The 17,319-nt window shown below is 67.4% G+C and carries 16 protein-coding genes; 9 read left to right on the plus strand and 7 right to left on the minus strand.

The features are described from left to right. From V9K99_RS09685 to V9K99_RS09695, 3 genes are all read right to left on the minus strand, one after another. The coding region (locus V9K99_RS09685) for a hypothetical protein (protein WP_337336386.1) at positions 1-1,093 on the minus strand (1,093 nt) is incomplete at its 3' end. Further along, positions 1,093-2,352 carry a class I SAM-dependent methyltransferase gene (locus V9K99_RS09690; RefSeq protein ID WP_337003278.1) on the minus strand — a complete coding sequence of 420 codons (1,260 nt, stop codon included), beginning with the start codon at positions 2,350-2,352 and terminating at the stop codon, positions 1,093-1,095. The genes V9K99_RS09690 and V9K99_RS09685, both read right to left, overlap by 1 nt. A 151-nt stretch (positions 2,353-2,503) precedes the next feature. Continuing rightward, on the minus strand, positions 2,504-2,869 hold the full coding sequence (locus V9K99_RS09695; protein WP_337003280.1) for a hypothetical protein: 366 nt from the start codon (positions 2,867-2,869) through the stop codon (positions 2,504-2,506). 189 nt (positions 2,870-3,058) lie between these two features. Here V9K99_RS09695 and V9K99_RS09700 point away from each other — a divergent pair, with 189 nt between their 5' ends. Both V9K99_RS09700 and V9K99_RS09705 read left to right on the plus strand, forming a co-directional pair. Next, positions 3,059-3,685 (plus strand): ArsR/SmtB family transcription factor, encoded by a 627-nt coding sequence (locus V9K99_RS09700; protein WP_337003282.1) that lies wholly within the window; start codon positions 3,059-3,061, stop codon positions 3,683-3,685. Positions 3,686-3,901: 216 nt separating this feature from the next. Beyond that, entirely contained in the window at positions 3,902-5,152 is a 1,251-nt protein-coding gene (locus tag V9K99_RS09705; RefSeq protein WP_337003284.1) for an MFS transporter, read from the plus strand. On the opposite strand, the gene V9K99_RS09710 is transcribed toward V9K99_RS09705, so the two are convergent. Then, positions 5,082-6,194: a hypothetical protein gene (locus tag V9K99_RS09710; RefSeq protein WP_337003286.1), complete on the minus strand. Its 1,113-nt coding sequence runs from the start codon at positions 6,192-6,194 to the stop codon at positions 5,082-5,084. The two genes, V9K99_RS09705 and V9K99_RS09710, sit on opposite strands and share 71 nt — an antisense overlap. Before the next feature lie 146 nt (positions 6,195-6,340). Then, positions 6,341-7,678, minus strand: coding sequence for an FAD-binding oxidoreductase (locus tag V9K99_RS09715; protein ID WP_337003288.1), 1,338 nt, complete (start codon positions 7,676-7,678; stop codon positions 6,341-6,343). Between the two features lie 154 nt (positions 7,679-7,832). Here V9K99_RS09715 and V9K99_RS09720 point away from each other — a divergent pair, with 154 nt between their 5' ends. Further along, on the plus strand, positions 7,833-8,939 hold the full coding sequence (locus tag V9K99_RS09720; RefSeq protein ID WP_337003290.1) for a helix-turn-helix transcriptional regulator: 1,107 nt from the start codon (positions 7,833-7,835) through the stop codon (positions 8,937-8,939). On the opposite strand, the gene V9K99_RS09725 is transcribed toward V9K99_RS09720, so the two are convergent. Continuing rightward, positions 8,926-10,566, minus strand: a complete 1,641-nt coding sequence (locus tag V9K99_RS09725) for an acyltransferase (protein ID WP_337003292.1) — start codon at positions 10,564-10,566, stop codon at positions 8,926-8,928. The two genes, V9K99_RS09720 and V9K99_RS09725, sit on opposite strands and share 14 nt — an antisense overlap. Positions 10,567-10,652: 86 nt before the next feature. Here V9K99_RS09725 and V9K99_RS09730 point away from each other — a divergent pair, with 86 nt between their 5' ends. The 6 genes from V9K99_RS09730 (at position 10,653) to V9K99_RS09755 (ending at position 16,534) form a co-directional block, all read left to right on the plus strand. Further along, positions 10,653-11,735, plus strand: a complete 1,083-nt coding sequence (locus V9K99_RS09730) for a LacI family DNA-binding transcriptional regulator (protein ID WP_337003294.1) — start codon at positions 10,653-10,655, stop codon at positions 11,733-11,735. Between the two features lie 247 nt (positions 11,736-11,982). Further along, positions 11,983-13,305: an ABC transporter substrate-binding protein gene (locus V9K99_RS09735; protein WP_337003296.1), complete on the plus strand. Its 1,323-nt coding sequence runs from the start codon at positions 11,983-11,985 to the stop codon at positions 13,303-13,305. Positions 13,306-13,416: 111 nt separating this feature from the next. Then, on the plus strand, positions 13,417-14,397 hold the full coding sequence (locus V9K99_RS09740) for a carbohydrate ABC transporter permease (protein WP_337003298.1): 981 nt from the start codon (positions 13,417-13,419) through the stop codon (positions 14,395-14,397). Next, positions 14,390-15,229 (plus strand): carbohydrate ABC transporter permease, encoded by an 840-nt coding sequence (locus V9K99_RS09745; RefSeq protein WP_337003300.1) that lies wholly within the window; start codon positions 14,390-14,392, stop codon positions 15,227-15,229. Before V9K99_RS09740 ends, V9K99_RS09745 begins: the two co-directional genes overlap by 8 nt. Positions 15,230-15,347: 118 nt before the next feature. Further along, complete coding sequence (locus tag V9K99_RS09750; protein ID WP_337003302.1) at positions 15,348-15,947, plus strand: TetR/AcrR family transcriptional regulator; 600 nt, start codon at positions 15,348-15,350, stop codon at positions 15,945-15,947. Continuing rightward, positions 15,944-16,534 carry a DUF2867 domain-containing protein gene (locus tag V9K99_RS09755; protein WP_337003305.1) on the plus strand — a complete coding sequence of 197 codons (591 nt, stop codon included), beginning with the start codon at positions 15,944-15,946 and terminating at the stop codon, positions 16,532-16,534. Before V9K99_RS09750 ends, V9K99_RS09755 begins: the two co-directional genes overlap by 4 nt. Here V9K99_RS09755 and V9K99_RS09760 read toward each other — a convergent pair. Beyond that, the gene (locus tag V9K99_RS09760) at positions 16,513-17,310 is read right to left on the minus strand and encodes a hypothetical protein (protein ID WP_337003307.1); all 798 of its coding nucleotides are present in this window, start codon (positions 17,308-17,310) and stop codon (positions 16,513-16,515) included. The genes V9K99_RS09755 and V9K99_RS09760 overlap by 22 nt on opposite strands. Positions 17,311-17,319: the final 9 nt, after the last annotated feature.

Below are 17,319 nucleotides of genomic sequence, written 5' to 3' on the forward strand. Positions count from 1 at the left end.
ATTGGCCGGTTAGGCGGGCGTTTTCGGCCATGCGGTCGAGGCGTTCGCGGCGGCCTGGGGGGAAGGTGATGATGGTGATGATCAGGGCGAAGGCGGCGGCGCCGATGAGGATCCAGCGGAGGTTGTGGCTCTTCGCCGGCTCGGTGCTCGACTCGGCGCCGGTGGCCGGCTTCGGCGTCGCGGAGGCGGCGGGCGGGGTGGCCGCGGCCCGCTTGGCCGGGACCGGGACCTGGTAGACGGCGGCGTCCGAGCTGCCGACCAGCACCGTGTCGTTTGCCTGACCGACGGCGATCGATTCGCCCTGCGCCGAAGACACGTTGGCGCTCGCGGCCAGGGTCGGGGTCTCGCCCCAGGCGATGGTGGAGACGCCGGTGTGCGTCCGCAGCACCACTCGCTGACCGTCCGGGAGGAACGTGCCGTCGGTGAAGTTGCCGGGTGGGGCGGCGGCGAGCTTGGTGAGCTTGTTCGTGCCCTCGCGGGACGGGGACGGCGGTGCCGCGTAGATCGCGCCGCCCTTCGTGGACTTCGTCACGATGAACAGCTGGTTGGTCTCGGGCTCCACCAGCAGCGTCTCGGCGTCGTGGGCGCCGTCCGGATAGGTGAAGTCGTACCGGTGGTAGGGCACGTTGTCCGCGTCGCCGAGCTGGTCGGGCTCCGGGATCGTGTAGATCTCGATCATGTCCCGGGTGGCCTTGTTGTCACCGATGTCGGCGATGTAGATCGTTCCATCGCGGTCCACGGCGATCGCCTCGATATCGCGGACCTCCGCCTTGAAGCTGAGCGCCATCCTGACCTTGCCGGTCGTGTCGACGCCGAAGACGCGAGGGTTCGCACCGGAGTCGTTCACCGTCCAGTAGATGCCCTCGTACTTGTAGGCCTTGGCCATCCCGAAGGACTGGTCAACCCGGTCGTCGCGGATCGTGAACAGCTTCTTCACCGCCGGCGTCGGATCCGCCATCGGCACCTGCACAGCGGCCTGCGATGCCGCAGGGACGGACTGCGCCGCGGGGGCCGACGCACCGGCCGGGAGCGCCGTACCGGCCAAGCTGAAGAATCCGGCCGCTGCCAGGGCGAGACCAGCCTGAAGCCGCATCACGAGACCGCCTCGTGGCTGTCCGTCAGGAGGAGCTGGGCGAGGCGGGGAGTGACGTGCCAGTCGTTGATCAGCGTCCGGTACTCGGTCTGGAGATCGGGGCTGGGCGGGGCGCCGGTCCGGGCGGCGCGGAGCAGGAGGTTGCGCGGAGTGTGCTGACTGTCCACGAACTGCACGACCTCCACCCGGTATCCGACCTGTCGCAGTACCGCCGCCCGGAGAGTATCGGTCAGGACGTCGGCGAACCGCTCACGAACGATGCCATATCTGGTCATCAGCGCATAAGGCGCCGGTGGTGTGACGCTCTTGAGCTGCTTTTGGATGTCGTGATGACAGCACGGCGCTGCGAGCACGAGCGGAGCCGCCCAGCCGACCGCCCGGGCGAGCGCGTCGTCGGTCGCGGTGTCGCAGGCGTGCAATGCGAGTACGACGTCCGGCTGGACGTCGAGCTCCGCCGCCTGGATGGTCGCGTCGACGAACCGCAGGTGGTCCTGCCAGCCGAGCGCCGCCACCACCCGGGTGTTGCGCTTGCGGGCCGCGGGGTTGTGGTCGATGCCGGTCATGCGCACGTCGTGCCCGGCCGCGGTCAGGAGGTGGTAGGCGGCGAGGGTCAGGTAAGCGTTCCCGCAACCTAGGTCGACCACCTGGAGCGGCCTGCCGGTCGCGATCCGGCCCGCCGCGATCGCCTCGTCCAGGGCCGGGGCGAGCAGTTTGCAGAACTCCTCGATCTGCTTGTACTTCGCCTGCCGGGACGGCTTCACCCGGCCGTGGTGGTCACTGATCCCGAGCTCGCTCAGGAACGGCGCGGCCGGGTCGAGCACGCGCTGCTTCACCCGGTCGTGGCTGGTCTCCTGCTCCCGGCTGTCCGCCTGCCGGTGGAGCAGCTCCTTGCCCTTCTTCGTGTAGCGCAGCCGCAGCGTCTCGGTCGTCGTCTCGACGTGCCACGTCCCGTACGGCAGGTCGAGCAGTTCGTCGACCGCTTTCTCCACCTCCGGGACGGCGACATTGCGGGTGTGGGCCTGGCGTTCGTCGTACTCGGTGATCTGCAGGTGACGGACGTCCTTGAGGTCGATGTACCGGAGGTCGACGCGCTGGTAGTGCGGTGGTTCGAAACCGCGGCGGCGGCCGGAAGCGACCGCGCGGACGAGGCTGGTCGGGTCCAGCAGAGCTGCCCGGATCACGTCGCTCGCTCCGGACTCCGCGCCGGAACCTGCGCCCGGCTCGCCGGAACTCCGCTCCGGACCCACGTCTGCCTGCATCGCGCCATTGTCTCCCTCCCCTCATCCCGATCACAAAACGGTCTCGCCCAACCCCGCACAGCACTCACCCAACCCCACCCATCACCCGCCAACACAACCCGTCCGAAACCGGCTGTTCCAAACCACAGGTTGGCCGGGGGTGTGCGGTGGGTCATTCGAGTTTTTCGTCTTCTTTGAGGAGGCCCAGGGAGCGGAGGCGGGTGGCGATACCGCCTGGTTGGCGGCCCAAGGCCTCGACGAGCTCGTCCTTGGTGGCGCCGTTGCGATAGAGGTCGGTGAGGGTCTGCTGCTCCTCCGGGGACCAGATCCGGAAGGCGTTGGGGTGGTTCTTGCGGGCGGCCTTGATCTTGCGGGTCATCGAGCGGGTGTCCAGCAGCTCCAGCGACCGGATCCGCGCCTGGCGGTGCCGGCCGACCTCTTCGCCCTCGCGCCAGAACACCACCGCCTCCTCCTCGAACGTCATCAGGTCGGCTGGGACGTCGCAGTAGTCGGCGTCCTCGAGCATCACTCGCAACATGGGTCGTTCTCTCCGTTTCGTCGTACGGTCCGCGGCCACGGCGGCCCTGTCCGGTCCCGTTCTCGACAGAGAAGATGCCGCGATCCCGCCCCTCGCCGAGCACCGATTCGCAGGCTGTGGACAGCCGACTGCAGAATCTGTTTGCAAACTCTCTTTGCAAACAGCCTTTGCAGTTCTAGGCTCAGAGGCATGAGCGATGACACGCCCGATGCGCCGACCACGCCCGACGCACCCGTCGAGAGTGAATCGATCGGCGGGAAGACGGTTCAGCTGGATCGGCATCTGCTGCGGGCACTGGCGCATCCGATGCGGAACCGGATGCTCGGGTTGCTGCGGATGTACGGGCCGCAGACGGCTACCACCCTGGCCGGCCGGCTGGGGGTGAACACCGGCGCCACCAGCTACCACCTGAGGCAGTTGGCCGACGCAGGACTGGTCCTGGAGGACGACACGCGTGGGAACGCGCGGGACCGGTGGTGGAAGTCGGCCCACCAGGGGACGGAGTTCAACACCGCCGAGATGCTCGACCAGGAGCCGGAGCTGGCCATGGGCTTCCTGCACGGGATCGGGCAGACGTACGCGGAGAACATGTTCGGCTTCATCGACTCGATGGAGACGCTGCCGCCGGAGTGGCGGGACGCGAGCATGCTGTCGGACTTCATCTTCCACCTCAGGCCGGAGGAGCTGGCGACGATGTTGGCGGAGGTCATGGCGGTGCTGGAGAAGTACATGGCGCCGGACCTCACTGCTCCCCTTCCCGAGGGTGCCGAGCAGGTGTCGGTCCAGATCCAGGCATATCCGCGCGAGACGCGCTAAGCCGAGGTACGGCGCTTGGGGCAGGAGCCCTCGGTGCGCGGGGAGGCATGAGCTCCCAGTGGGCGGGGCGAAGGGCAAGCGGTCGAGGAGGCAGGACGGGCGGCAAGCGGACGGGCGGCGGGGCAGGCGGGCGGGCAGGTGTGGGTCGGTGGGGTGTGAGAGGTGAGGCGGGTGGGTGAGGTGGGTACGGCGGTGAGGGGTGAGCGGGGGCCGTTGGTGGCGTTTTTGGTGGCCAATGTGGTTTCGATTTGTGGGACTCGGGTTAGTGCCATCGCGATCCCGTGGTTTGTGCTGATGACGACTGGGTCGCCGTTCAAGACAGGTGTGGTGGCGCTCGCGGAGATGGCGCCACTTGTGGTCGTCAAGGCAGTCGGGGGGCCGCTGATCGACCGTGTTGGGCCACGTCGGATCAGTGTGCTTGCCGACACCGCCAGCACTGGTGTGGTCGCGCTGATCCCCTTGCTGCACACCCTCAACGCTCTGTCTTTCCCGATGCTGCTGGCGCTGGTCGCAATCGCCGGAGCACTCCGCGGACCGGGCGACGCGGCCAAGGGCACGCTCATCCCCGACATCGCGAAGGCCGCCAACGTCCCGCTGGAACGCGTGACTGGCCTGGAGAGCACTACCGAGCGACTGGCCGGGTTCATCGCGTTCGCCATCGCCGGCGCGCTCATCACCCTCGTCGGCGAGGTCAACGCGCTGTGGGTCGACGCGGCATCGTTCGGTGTCTGCGCGGTCCTCATCGCACGCTGGATCCCCAAGCAGCACCAGAAGACGCAGGAGCCTGACGAAGGGAGCTACAAGGAGCGCTTGCTCGACGGGTGGCGATTCCTCCGCAAGGACAAGCTGATGATGCCGCTCGTCATGATGATCGCGGTGACGAACCTGCTCGACGCGGCCATCGGCGCCGTACTGCTGCCTGTCTGGATCAAGGACCACGGCTTCGGCCCTGGACACACCAGCCTGATCCTCACGTCGTTCGGGGTGACCGCCACGCTGTTCGCGCTGGTCGCGTCGGCCGTCGGTGACCGCATCCCGCGGAAGCTGGTCTTCACTCTCGCGTTCCTGATCTGTGGTGCGCCGCGCTTCGTGGTGATGGCGTTCGACGCACCCGTCTGGGCTGTGATGGCTGTGTACGCCGCCGGAGGCATCGGAGCCGGGTTCATCAACCCCGTCCTGGGTGCCCTGTTCATCGAACGGATCCCCCGCCACCTGCTCGGCCGGGTCAACTCGTTGGCCGACGCGGTCTGCTGGACCGGCGTACCGCTCGGTGGAGTCGTGGCCGGTGCCGCGATCGCAGGGATCGGCTTGGCACCCGCACTGCTCGCAGCCGGCGCGGTCTACTTCGTCGCGACCATGTCACCGCTGCTGATCGGGCGCCACGAGAACTGGAAGGTCACACCGGATCCGACGGGTCCTCGGGGAACGGCGGCCGGTTCGGATCCGGTGGCAGCCCCCACGTCTTAGCCTTCGTCGCCTCGGTCTCCTTGCGGATCATCCGATCCCGCTCCGCACTCAGGAGTCCCAGCAGCACCAGGTCGAGCAGCATCCCGAACACCGCCGCGAACTGCGTACCGGCGAACTGGAAGACCTGCGTGACCAGCAACGACACGAGCACCGCCAGCTCGAACAACCGGACCGCACGAGCCCTGTTCTTCTTCCGCAACTGCAACCCGCCGCGCAGCGTGAACGATGCCGACAGCAAGCTCCCGGCAGCCACCCCGAGCACCGGGAAGTCCGCGACCAACCCGTCGTCGAACCGGATCCCGGCCGCGATGGCGGGCGCACCGATCGCTTGGATGACCAGTACGGCGACCGCGACCCGAGGCGCGAGTGGATGCGTGGCCAGCCGGTCGAACCCTCGCCGCATGGCCCGCCACGCGGCGTCCACCGGAGCGGCTAGCTCCACCTCATCAGCCGGGCAGGCGGCCAGCAGTTCGCGGGTCTCGTGCCGGGCGGGCACCTCGATGCTCACCTGGCGAAGCTGTTCCGACGCCTGCGCGAGCCGCCGGCGTGACAGCCCGCCCGCGACTCCTTCGACGGCATGGTCGACCACGTTGGCTAGTTGCTCGCGCGGATCGATCGGCCGACGGGTGGTGAGGAACCGGGTGGCGAGCACGATCAGCACGAAGACGACGTACACGATCGCCGCGGTCGGTTGGTAGAAGTAGTTGTTGTCCGAGGTGACGAACTTGCCGACCTCGTCGATGAACAGCCCGAACCCGACGCCGCCGATCAGTGCGGCCGCGGGTCGGACGACCGGGCCGACGTACGCGAGGAGCAGGGAGATCGCGACCAGCATCAGCAGGCCGCCGGGGAGGACGTGGGCGATGTGCAGGCCCTTGCCGCCGATCTGCGGATAGCCGCTCAGCCCGAGGAACAGGCGGGTGATCAGGACCGTCGCCACACCGGACACCACGAATGTGGTCAGGTGTTCGGCGGAGCGGACGTTGCGGACCAGACCCGCTCGCATTAGGTAGGGCGACCGTGCTCCTGCGGTTGTGGTCATGGCGCAGAACGTTAGTCGCCGGAGTGTCAGCGGACGAGGGCGGCGATGACGACCATGGCAACGAGTGCGGCCAATACGAGCGAGGTCACGAGTCGCCGGGTGCGGGGGTCCACTGGATCAGGCTAGTGGACCCCAACTCCCCCGAATCACCCCAGTGGGTAGTTGCCCACCAGGACGCCCAGCGGGTCGATCCGCTGCTTGATCTCCCGCAGTCGCGCGAGGTCCGGCTCCGTGAAGCTCTCCTGCAGCGTGCTCCAGGACGACAGGCCCGACGGCGGCAGCTCCCCCGCGTGCCACGGCGCCACAGCCTCCTTCAACGCGGTCAGAGCCTGTTCGGCCGACTGCTGCAGCTCTGGCACCGGCACGATCGACGCTGCCAGCAGCATGTACTGCGCAGACGGGTCAGCAGCCGCAACACCAGGGTGTCTGACCTCATCACTCGCCCGGAGATGCCGTAACTGCACCTGGGAGATCAGCGACGGCTGACCGGCGTACTTGAGCAGTGTGTCGATCAACTCCGGCGTTACCTCGTCGAACGTGCTGGTGACCAGCGCGAGTGCCTGTGGGGCGACAATCTCTCCAGGTACGTCGCTAGGCACCAGCGGACGGATGTTGTCGGCAATCGCCGTACCTGCCGCCCGGATCGGTTCCAGCGCGACGTCCAGAGCTTCCGGTGCGTACGGCGTCATCGCATCGACCATGCAGAAGGACTGGCCACGGATCGCGTCCGGCAGGGACGGCGCGTGCGGGTAGTGGACCAGATACGCCCACAGCGTCACCTGGTCCGCCGCCCTACAGGTGGCCCTCCCGTACGCCGTGAGGACGGCCTCGGCCTGGTCGATCGGGAACATCAGCCGTCCGCCGGTCAGTGCGGGAGCCTGATGCAGATCCACCTCGACCGACGTGATCACCGCGAAGTTGCCGCCACCACCACGCAGTGCCCACATCAACTCCGGGTCCGTGGAGTCGTCGATCCACCGACGGGCACCGGCGGCGTCGACGATCTCCGCCGCACGCAGACTGCCCGCACCAGACCCGTACGGCCGCGCGAACCACGACATGCCGCCAGCGACGCAGTACCCAACCACGGACAGGTCGCTGCCCGAGCCCGGGAGTCCAGTCAAGCCAGTGCCGTCCAGTGCGGACTGCAGAGTCCCCCAGCGGACCCCAGCACCCACCCGCGCGATGCGGGCGTGTGAGTCGACCCACACGTCGTCCAGCGCGTTCGTACGCAGGACGATCGTGTCGTCGAGTGCGCGGGTGGCGCCGTGCCCGCCGGCCTGAGCAGCCACCTTAAGGCCGTGTGCGGCGGCGTACCTGACAGTGTGCTCGACATCGGTCGGCCCTACGGCCTCAACGACTGCAAGCGGTCGCTGCTCGACGGACAGGTTCCAGGCAGGTCGGACCTGCTCCCAGTCCGGGTCGGCCGGCGTCAATAGCCGGCCGCGGAGTGTGTCGCCTAGTTGCGAGAGGTCAGAGTGCACGGTAAGCGCCGGCAGCCGTGGCTGGATCAGGTGAGATCGTCATGCCGTCCACGATGGCCCGATCAGGCACGGTCCGGTATCCCACCAGGCAGGGGTCTTCCGTTCCCAGATTTCTGGGATGCCGCCTGCACCTCCCCGAGGTCACACTGAGTTCGTGAAGACTTACCACGCGGAGTCCGCGCGCGCGGGGCTCGAGGCCGCGGCGGATGCCGGGCTGGCGTGGGACGACTTCTGCCGGGTTACGGCCGAGCTGCTCGAGCGAGCCATCCCGCACGACTCCATCTGCATCGGTACGGCGGATCCCGCAACCAATCTGCTCACCGGGGCAGTGCTGCTCGACATGGAGCACGCGGATGAGAACGAGTTCGTCCAGTACGAGTACGGCGTACCGGACTTCAACCACTACATCGACCTGGCTCGCCGGCCCGTGTCCGTGAGCATCCTGGCCGAGGCGACCGAGGGCAGACCGGACCGGAGCCGGCGGTACCGGGAGTACCTGTCGAAGGTGGACCTCCCGCACGAGATGCGCGGGGTGATCCGGAGCGGGGACCGGATGTGGGGCGTCTGCACCCTCTACCGGACCTCCGGGCGGACCGGCTTCTCACCAGCCGAGGCCGACTTCGTGAACCGGCTCGAACCGATCCTGGCCCGTGGTCTGCGACGCGGACTGATCGCCGGTGAGGTCAGGCAGAAACAGCAGCGGGCGGCGACCGCCGTACTCATCCTCGACGGCGCGGACCGGGTGATCTCGGCGACCGAGGCGGCCGAGGAGCGGATCAAGGAGCTGGGCGGTGAGCTGTGGTCCCGGCTCCCGTTGCCGGTGGCAACGGTCGTGGCGGCCGCGCGGAGAGTGCCGGCGCTGGCCGACCGGCTACCGGAGATGCGGATCCGCACCCGGAACGGCGAATGGCTCACCGTGAACGCGGCACCGGTGCGCGGCCGGGACGGGCTCACGACCGACATCGCGGTGACCATCGAGACCGCCGGAGCGGCCGACATCATTCCGCTGGTGGTGGCGGCGTACGGGCTGACCGATCGCGAACGGACCGTTGTCCAACAGGTGCTGGGCGGTGCCAGTACGACGGAAATCGCCCAGCGACTGCACTTGTCGCCGTACACGATCCAAGACCATCTGAAGGCGATCTTCGAGAAGGTCGGGGTGTCCAGCCGACGGGAACTGTCCTCGCGGATCTTCTTCGGCCACTATGCCGGTCGCCTCGGTCAGGACCTCGACGCCAACGGCTGGTTCAGCGAAGACTGACCAGCGGCTCGGGCCGGTGCACGCCGCGCGGCCGGTACCCGACCGCGTCGGACAGACCCAGGTAGTCGGAGAGCAGCCAGATGATGCTCAGCCACATCTCGGTCCCTTGCAGGCCGGGGATGGACCGATCGTCGGCACCGTCCGGCGCGAAGGCGAAGCCCTCTCCGTCGACCCAGCGGTCCAGGATCCGGCTGAGCTGATCCTCGGCCCACTGAGTGCCGTCGGCCCGGCCCACGTCGGTCTGTTTGCCGGCCAGCCAGAGCGGATGGATCACGTCCAGCACGTTGCACGCGTTGTAGCCGTCGCCACTGAACATCCGCTTGTCGTTGCTGTGAGCAAGCACCGTCTTGACGGCCTGTTCCGGATACGGCAGTGGCAAACCGAATTGCGCGTAAGTGCCACGAGTCAGCCGGTAGAAACCGTTGACGACCTGCAACCACCCGTCATCCGGATGCGGCTGGCCCCACATGCCCGACGCGGAGTCGGCGCGAGTCACGAGCCAGCCCATCAGCGTCTCCAGCGGGCCGGATTCCCTGTGATCTTTGAGGTTCCGGGCCAGAGCGGTGCCGAGGGCATCGATTCCGGAACCGGCCGACCACGCGTGCCTTGCCCAAGGCAAGTTGTCGAGCTGACGCTCGAGCTCACCCGGAGCGAAGTCGGTCCGGATCGGATGCTCGAAGCAACTGTCCAGGACCTGGAGGGCATAGCCGACACAGAGGATGTGATAGCTGGCCGGTCCTTCCAGCACGGACAGCTTGTCAGTCGCCGGCACATCCAGACCGACGTCGGCGAGGTCTCCCGGTGAGACCAGTCCGGTCTCGGGATCCTGGCGATAACGAAGCCGACGGACGAGGTCGTCACGGGTGTGACCCTCAGGGGTACGACGAAGCAGTACGTCCGCGATCTCGACGGCGTCGCACCACGGGCGGATGGCCGGTTCGTGATCGAGTCCGGGGCGGTCGACGAATCGCTCGCCGTCCCAGCATCGACGCAGTACGTCGTCCGCCTGCTCCCGGGCCTTGGCGGTGAATGCAGCGAGGCGCTGGGACAGATCGCCAACCGGGCGGGCTGAGGAGCGCGACCTCAGGACCCGCGCCGGATTGCCGGCGGCAATGCTGTCGGCCGGAACATCCTTGGTGACCACGGCGCCGGCGCCGATGATCGAGTGCGGACCGATGGTCACGCCGTCCAGGACGGTCACGTTCGAGCCGATCCAGACGTCGTCGCCGATGGTGATACCCAGCGACGTGTGCCGCTGGCGGAAGATCGGCTCACCGGGCGCGGTCCCGTGGTTGAACGCGAGCAACGACGTGTGCGCGCCGATCCGGACCCCGTCGCCGATGGCGACCCGCCCGCGGACCGCCGAGAACGGGTTGATCGTCGTGTCCGACCCGAGCGTGATGTGCCCGGTCACGTACGCGTGCGCCGCGATGTAGGACCGCTCCCCCATCCGCAGCTCGTCGCAGTACACGGCCGCCGACTCAGCGACGTACACATCATCCGCCAGGGACAGCGACCCGCCGAGCCGCTGCTGCCGTTGGATCTGGCGCTCACGCTCCTCGTCGGACGCGACGCGCGCGTACTCCCACGGCAGGAAATCCAGTCTCAACGGTTCACCAGGCGTCATGGGAAAACGCTATCCAAACCATCGGGCAGGCGCTACCCCCGAAAACTCGCTGCTACTCTCTCGGCTGTGCGGGGTACCAGGCAGACATGACGACACCCGGATCCTTGGCCGGCGGGGACAGCCCCGACGACGGTCCGGCGAGCGGTGGCGGCCGCCGGCGAGTCACGATCAGCGATCTCGCACGCCATCTGCACATCTCCAAGGCCTCGGTGTCGTATGCACTGAACGGCCGGGCCGGGGTCAGCGAGGAGACCCGGCAGCGGGTCCTCGACCTGGCCGAGGAACTCGGCTTCCACCCGAACTCGGCCGCCGTCGCACTCTCGGCCAGCCGGACCCGCACGATCGGCATCGTGATCGCCCGCGACCCCGCGCTGATCTCGACCGAAGCGTTCTACATGCGCACCCTGGTCGGCATCGAGCAGTACCTGAACGAGGTCGACTCGTCACTGCTGCTGCGGCTGACCGGCGAGCACGGCGAGGATCTCGACGTACTGCGGCGATGGTCCCGGCAGGGGCGGGTCGACGGGTTCATCCTGTTCGACGAGCACGACGACGACCCGCGGATCACGCTGCTCAACGAGCTCGGGATGCCGTGCGTGGTGGTCAGCTCCAACGACCCCGACGACCACGTCGGCCGGCTGATCAGCTCGCCGGTCGAGACGGTGACGCTGCTGCTCGACCACCTGGCCGAGCTCGGGCACCGCGACATCGCCCACATCAGCGGGCCGTTCACCTTCGTCCACGAGCAGCTGCGGGTGCGGATGCTGGCCGAGGGAGCCGCCCAGCGCGGGATGACCGTCCGGCACAGCGAGGGCAGCTACCGGTACGACGACGGCGCCGAACTGACCCGCCGACTCCTGACCGACCCGAACCCGCCGACCGCGATCGTGCTCGGCAACGACCTGATGGCGGTGGCCGCGCTCCGGGTCGCGATGGACCACGGCACCGCCGTACCCGACGAGGTGTCGATCCTCGCCTGGGACGACTCGCCGCTGTGCGAGCTGGCCCGCCCGGGGATCACCGCCATCGACCAGAAGACGATGGAACGCGGCCGGGCCGCGGCCGACCTGCTGCTGCGCGTCGCGGGCGGCGAGACCGACCTGCACGAGGAAGCCCCGGCCGGCGAGCTGCACGCCCGGGAGTCGTCGGGACCCGCACCCAAACGCTGAAAACCCCGATCCGCTCGAGACGGACGCTGGAGAGGCGCTCCGTCAGAACTCTGTGAAATCGACTGATTCCGGAGTGTGTCGGATTGCGCTTGCCTGACCGCCGGTGAAGGTTGGGGACATCACGAGGCAATAACGAACCAGTGCCTACTGAACCGGTTAGGGTTTCGAAACTTAACCGGTTAGGTCAGTATGGGGCCGATCCGCCTCCGCAGGTCCGCGGAGGCTCGACGGGACGAGGGAGTCCGACGTGAGACTGCGTTCGCTTGTAGCCGCAGCAGCGGTGTCCGCCCTGGGAATCAGCCTGGCCGCCTGCGGTGGCAGCGACTCGGGCGATTCCTCCGGCGGTAGCTCGGGTGGAGACCAGACGCTGACCTACTGGGCCAGCAACCAGGGCACCAGCCTGGACAACGACAAGGAGGTGCTGACGCCGGTCCTGCAGAAGTTCACCCAGGAAACCGGCATCAAGGTCAACCTCGAGGTGATCGGCTGGAACGACCTGCAGACCAGGATCCAGACCGCGATCACCTCCGGCCAGGCGCCGGACGTGGTCAACATCGGCAACACCTGGGCCGCGTCGCTGCAGGCGACCGACGCGTTCCTGCCGTTCGACGGTGACGCGATGACCGCGATCGGCGGCAAGGACAAGTTCGTGCCGACGGCTCTGGCGACCGGCGGCAAGGAAGGCACCGACCCGACCTCGGTCCCGCTCTACGGCCTGGCGTACGGGATGTACTACAACAAGGCGATGTTCGCCGCGGCCGGGCTGCAGCCGCCGAAGACCTGGGAAGAGATGGTCGCCGCGGCCAAGAAGCTGACCAACCCGGCGAAGAACCAGTACGGGATGGCACTCGCGGCCGGCAGCTACACCGAGAACGTGCACTTCGCGTTCATCAACGCCGCGCAGAACGGCGCCGACTGGTTCGACAAGGACGGCAAGCCGACCTTCACCGGTGACGGCAACGTGCAGGGAGTCCTGCGGTACCTCGACCTGATGCAGAAGGACAAGGTCGCCAACCCGTCGAACGCGCAGTACGACAACGGCACCAAGTCGGTGAACGACTTCGCCACCAAGAAGGTCGCGATGATCATCAACCAGAACAACGCCGACTCCTCCATCGCCGCCAACGGGATGAAGAGCAGCGAGTACGGCGTGGTGCCGTTCCCCGCACCGCAGGGCGCGGCCAACCAGACCGCGAGCCACGTGGCCGGGATCAACCTGTCGGTCTTCAAGAACACCAAGAACAAGGACGCGGCGCTGAAGTTCGTGAAGTACATGACGGACGCGACCACGCAGACGACGCTGGGCAAGCCGTTCGCCTCGCTGCCGGTGCTGAAAGACGCCAAGCCGGTCTTCACCGACAACGCCGAAGAGGCCGCGACGTTCTCCGACATCTACAACACCAAGTCCAAGCCGCTGCCCCTGGTGCCGGCCGAGGACCAGTTCGAGAGCACCGTGGGCAAGGCGATGAACACGATGTTCGCCAAGATCGCCACCGGCGGGACGGTCACCGCCGAGGACGTGAAGACGGCCCTCAAGACGGCCGAGGATCAAGTGGCCGCGAGTAGCTGACGCAAGCAGCTCTTGCGTCCGAAGATGTGTGGGCTATAGGCCACACATCTTCGGACGCAACGCTCGTGTCAGCCGACCACTGCGATCCGAAGACAGGAGGCGACCCACAGGATGTCCGTCGCCACGAACGAGGCCTCGACGGAAGCCATGGCGAAGCCGGCCAAGGCCAAGCGCGGCCCGGAGCATCGGCCCGGTCTGAGCCGGTGGCTCCCGTACCTGCTGCTGGCTCCGGCAGTGCTGCTGGAACTGCTCATCCACATCATCCCGATGCTGGTCGGGATCTGGATGAGCTTCGTGAAACTGACCAAGTTCTACATCGCGAACTGGTCCGCCGCACCCTGGGCCGGGTTCGGCAACTACAAGGTGGCGGTCGACTTCGACAACGCCGTCGGCGAGGGGCTGCTGAAGTCCTTCGGCGTCACCATCGCCTTCTCACTGATCACGGTCGCGCTCTCCTGGGCGCTCGGGATGGCCGCCGCGGTCGCGTTGCAGCCGCCGTTCCGCGGCCGCAGCTGGGTCCGGACGCTGTTCCTGGTGCCTTACGCGCTACCGGCGTACGCGGGGATCCTGACCTGGAACTTCATGCTGCAGCGCGACACCGGCGTCGTGAACCACATCCTGGTCGACAACCTCGGGCTCGCCTCGGACCGGCCGTTCTGGCTGATCGGCGGGAACGCGCTGGTGTCGCTGATCACGGTCGCGGTGTGGAAGCTGTGGACGTTCGCGTTCCTCACCCTGATGGCCGGGCTGCAGAGCATCCCGCGCGACGTCTACGAGGCCGCCTCGGTGGACGGCGCCGGCAACCTGCGCCAGTGGCGCAACATCACGCTGCCGTCGCTGCGGCCGGTCAACCTGGTGCTCGTACTGGTGCTGTTCCTGTGGACGTTCAGCGACTTCAACACGCCGTACGTCCTGTTCGGTACGGCGCAGCCGCCGGCGGGTGACCTGATCACCTTCCACATCTACAACGCGTCGTTCCTGACCTGGAACTTCGGCTCCGGTGCGGCGATGTCCGTGCTGTTGCTGATCTTCCTGATGATCGTCACCGGCATCTACCTGTTCGTCACCGGAAGGAGGTCGCGTCGTGCGTGAGACCAGGGGCTTCAAGATCTACCGGGGCGTCGTACTGGCCGTGCTCGGCCTGTTCGTGCTGGTCCCGCTGTACGTGATGATCACGTCGTCGCTGAAACCGCTGAAGGACGTGCAGGGCGCGTTCACCTGGTGGCCGTCGAACCTGACGCTGGCGCCGTTCTTCGACATGTGGAAGACGGTGCCGCTGGCCCGGTACTTCGTGAACAGCACGATCGTCTCGGTGGTCGCGACGGTGTTCTCGGTCGCGATCGCGATCCTGGCCGCGTTCGCGGTGTCGCGGTTCCGGTTCCGCGGCCGGACGGTGTTCACCACCACGGTGCTGTCGACGCAGATGTTCCCCGGGGTGCTGTTCCTGCTGCCGTTGTTCCTGATCTTCGTGAACATCAACAACTCGATCGGGGTGCAGCTGGTCGGGACGCGGCTGGGGTTGATCATCACCTATCTGACGTTCAGCCTGCCGTTCTCGATCTGGATGCTGGCCGGGTACTTCGACAGCATCCCGCGGGAGCTGGACGAGGCCGCGCTGGTGGACGGGTGCGGACCGATGGGCGCGCTGGCCCGGGTGGTGCTGCCCGCCGCCAGGCCGGGTGTCATCGCGGTCGCGATCTACTCGTTCATGACCGCGTGGGGTGAGGTGCTGTTCGCATCGGTGATGACAACGGAGGCGAACCGGACGCTATCGGTCGGCCTGCGCCAGTACTCGACCCAGACCAACGTGTACTGGAACCAGATCATGGCCGCCGCGCTGGTGGTCAGCATCCCGGTGGTCATCGGCTTCCTGCTGGCCCAACGCCACTTCGTCGCCGGCGTCACCGCAGGCGCCGTCAAGTAAGACCGCACGACCAAAAGGGCCCTCCAATCGGAGGGCCCTTTTGTGTTGCCATCCTCACGTTGCGCCTCCAGTGCCCACTTACATACATTCATGTACGTAGGTTTCCGAAGGAGGATGGATGCGTACGACGCAAGCCGAGCGACGAGCGCGGACCCGGGCAGCCATCCTCGAGTCCGCCGCCCGGGGACTGTCCCGCTACGGCTACGGCAACCTCGCCCTGGAGCAGGTCGCCACGGACGCCGGCTACACCCGCGGCGCGCTCTATCACCTGTTCAAGAACAAGGAGGACCTCACGCTGGCGGTCCGCGAGTGGGTCATCGAGACCTGGGACCAAGAGGTCGGCGAAGCGATCCGCCAGGAGTCCGACCCTGTGCAGGCCCTGTTGACGCTGGCCCGTCGGCACGCCGTGTTCTGCCGGCGCGACATCGCCCGGGTGGCGGTCGCTCTGCGGCTGGAGTTCTCCGGTCAGGACCACCCGGTCGGCAATCAGATCGAAGAGAACTACGAGCAGTTGGTCACCTTGGTCGCCGGGTTGGTCAAGGCCGGCCGCCGTACCGGAGCAATCAGTTCCGGAGCGCCGGCCAAGGTCGTTGCGAGTGCCTTTGTCGGGGCGCTCGAAGGCACTGTGATCGCCCTGGCTGGGCAGACGCCGCATGACGAGCGCTATGCCGTTCGGGCGGTTGCCGGTGTGCTTGGGCTTACGGAAGGAAAGCAATGAAGCTACCGAATTCCGCTTACACGGACCCACCCTGGCGGATCCACGAGATCGCTCAGGACTTCACTGTGGAGGATGTCTGGGCCTTGCCGACTCCCGGCGGTCCGGATGACTTCCCGAAACTCGTGCGGATGGTGTCGGGCGGTGATACCAGCGAGAACCCGTCGTGGATCGCTAGGACCCTGTTCGCGATCCGCTGGAAACTCGGCGAACTGCTCGGCTGGGACAGCCCCGACTCGAAGGTCGGCAAGCGGGTCGCCACGTTGCGCGACCGCTTGCCCGACGACCTCCGTGAAGGCCCGGCCGGCCCGACGTTCGACCGCCTTCCGTTCAGCTCGGTCTTCCTGACCAAGGACGAGTTCGCGGCCGAGATGTCGAACAAGACCTGTCACGCCGTCATGCACCTGACCTGGGTCCAGGACGGCACCGGCGGCTACCGCGGTCAGATGGCCGTCCTGGTCAAACCCAATGGCCTGCTCGGCCGGCTCTACATGGCCGCGATCCTGCCGTTCCGCTATGTCTTCGTCTATCCCCCACTACTCAAAGGCATAGGCAAGGAGTGGGAGGCTCAGTACGCCGACGGCCCGTAGATGTTGACCGACGTGGAGTAACTGGAGGCGCTCTTGCCGCCCTTGCCGACGGTGGCTCCGGACACCCCGTGACAGGAGAGCCGGTAGTTTCCGGCCTTGCCATCTCTCACTGTGCTGGGCCCGTTGTCCGCGTGACCGGCGTTCCTGGCGGTGAACGTGACGATCTGCTGCCGGATCGACGCGTCGGCGATGAAGATCGGCAGCACACCCGGTAGGCCGGCGTTCAGCGTCGCGAACGCCTCTCGCGGGCCCTGGGGGTAGTCCCCCTTGCCGCCCGCCCGTCCGCCCACGTCGATGTTCTCGATGTAGTTCTTCAGGGTGTAGTCACGGTCGATGCCGACTTCCAGCTTGCCCTTGACGCACTCGATCCCGAGAACCCGGTCCTCCTTGCAGGCGAAGCCCTTAGCCTTGAGCTGCCGGAGGGCGCCGTTCACCGTGATGCCGGGGAAGCAGCCGTTGCACGGCGCGGGCGGCGGCGCTGACGGGTTGGCCGGCCGGCTCGGCGGTGCGCTGGGACTGCCACCGGTGCTCGGCGGTTGCGTCGGAGCCTGGGTCGCCGGCTCGACTGCCACCGGCGTGCTCGCACCGCCTGCAGTGTCGTCCGAGCCGCCGCTGAACCGGCTGACCACGAAGATCCCGCTGCCGATGACGACCAGCGCGACCACCAAGCAGAAGACGATCAGTCCGGCCTTGCTCTTCCGCGGCGGCGGAGGAGGCGGGTAACCCCCGAACTGCGGACCGTACTGCGGCTGACCGTAGGGCTGTTGGTTGCTCACCGCCACAAT

The sequence above is a fragment of the Kribbella sp. CCNWLW201 genome, assembly GCF_037203805.1.
GTDB lineage: Bacteria > Actinomycetota > Actinomycetes > Propionibacteriales > Kribbellaceae > Kribbella.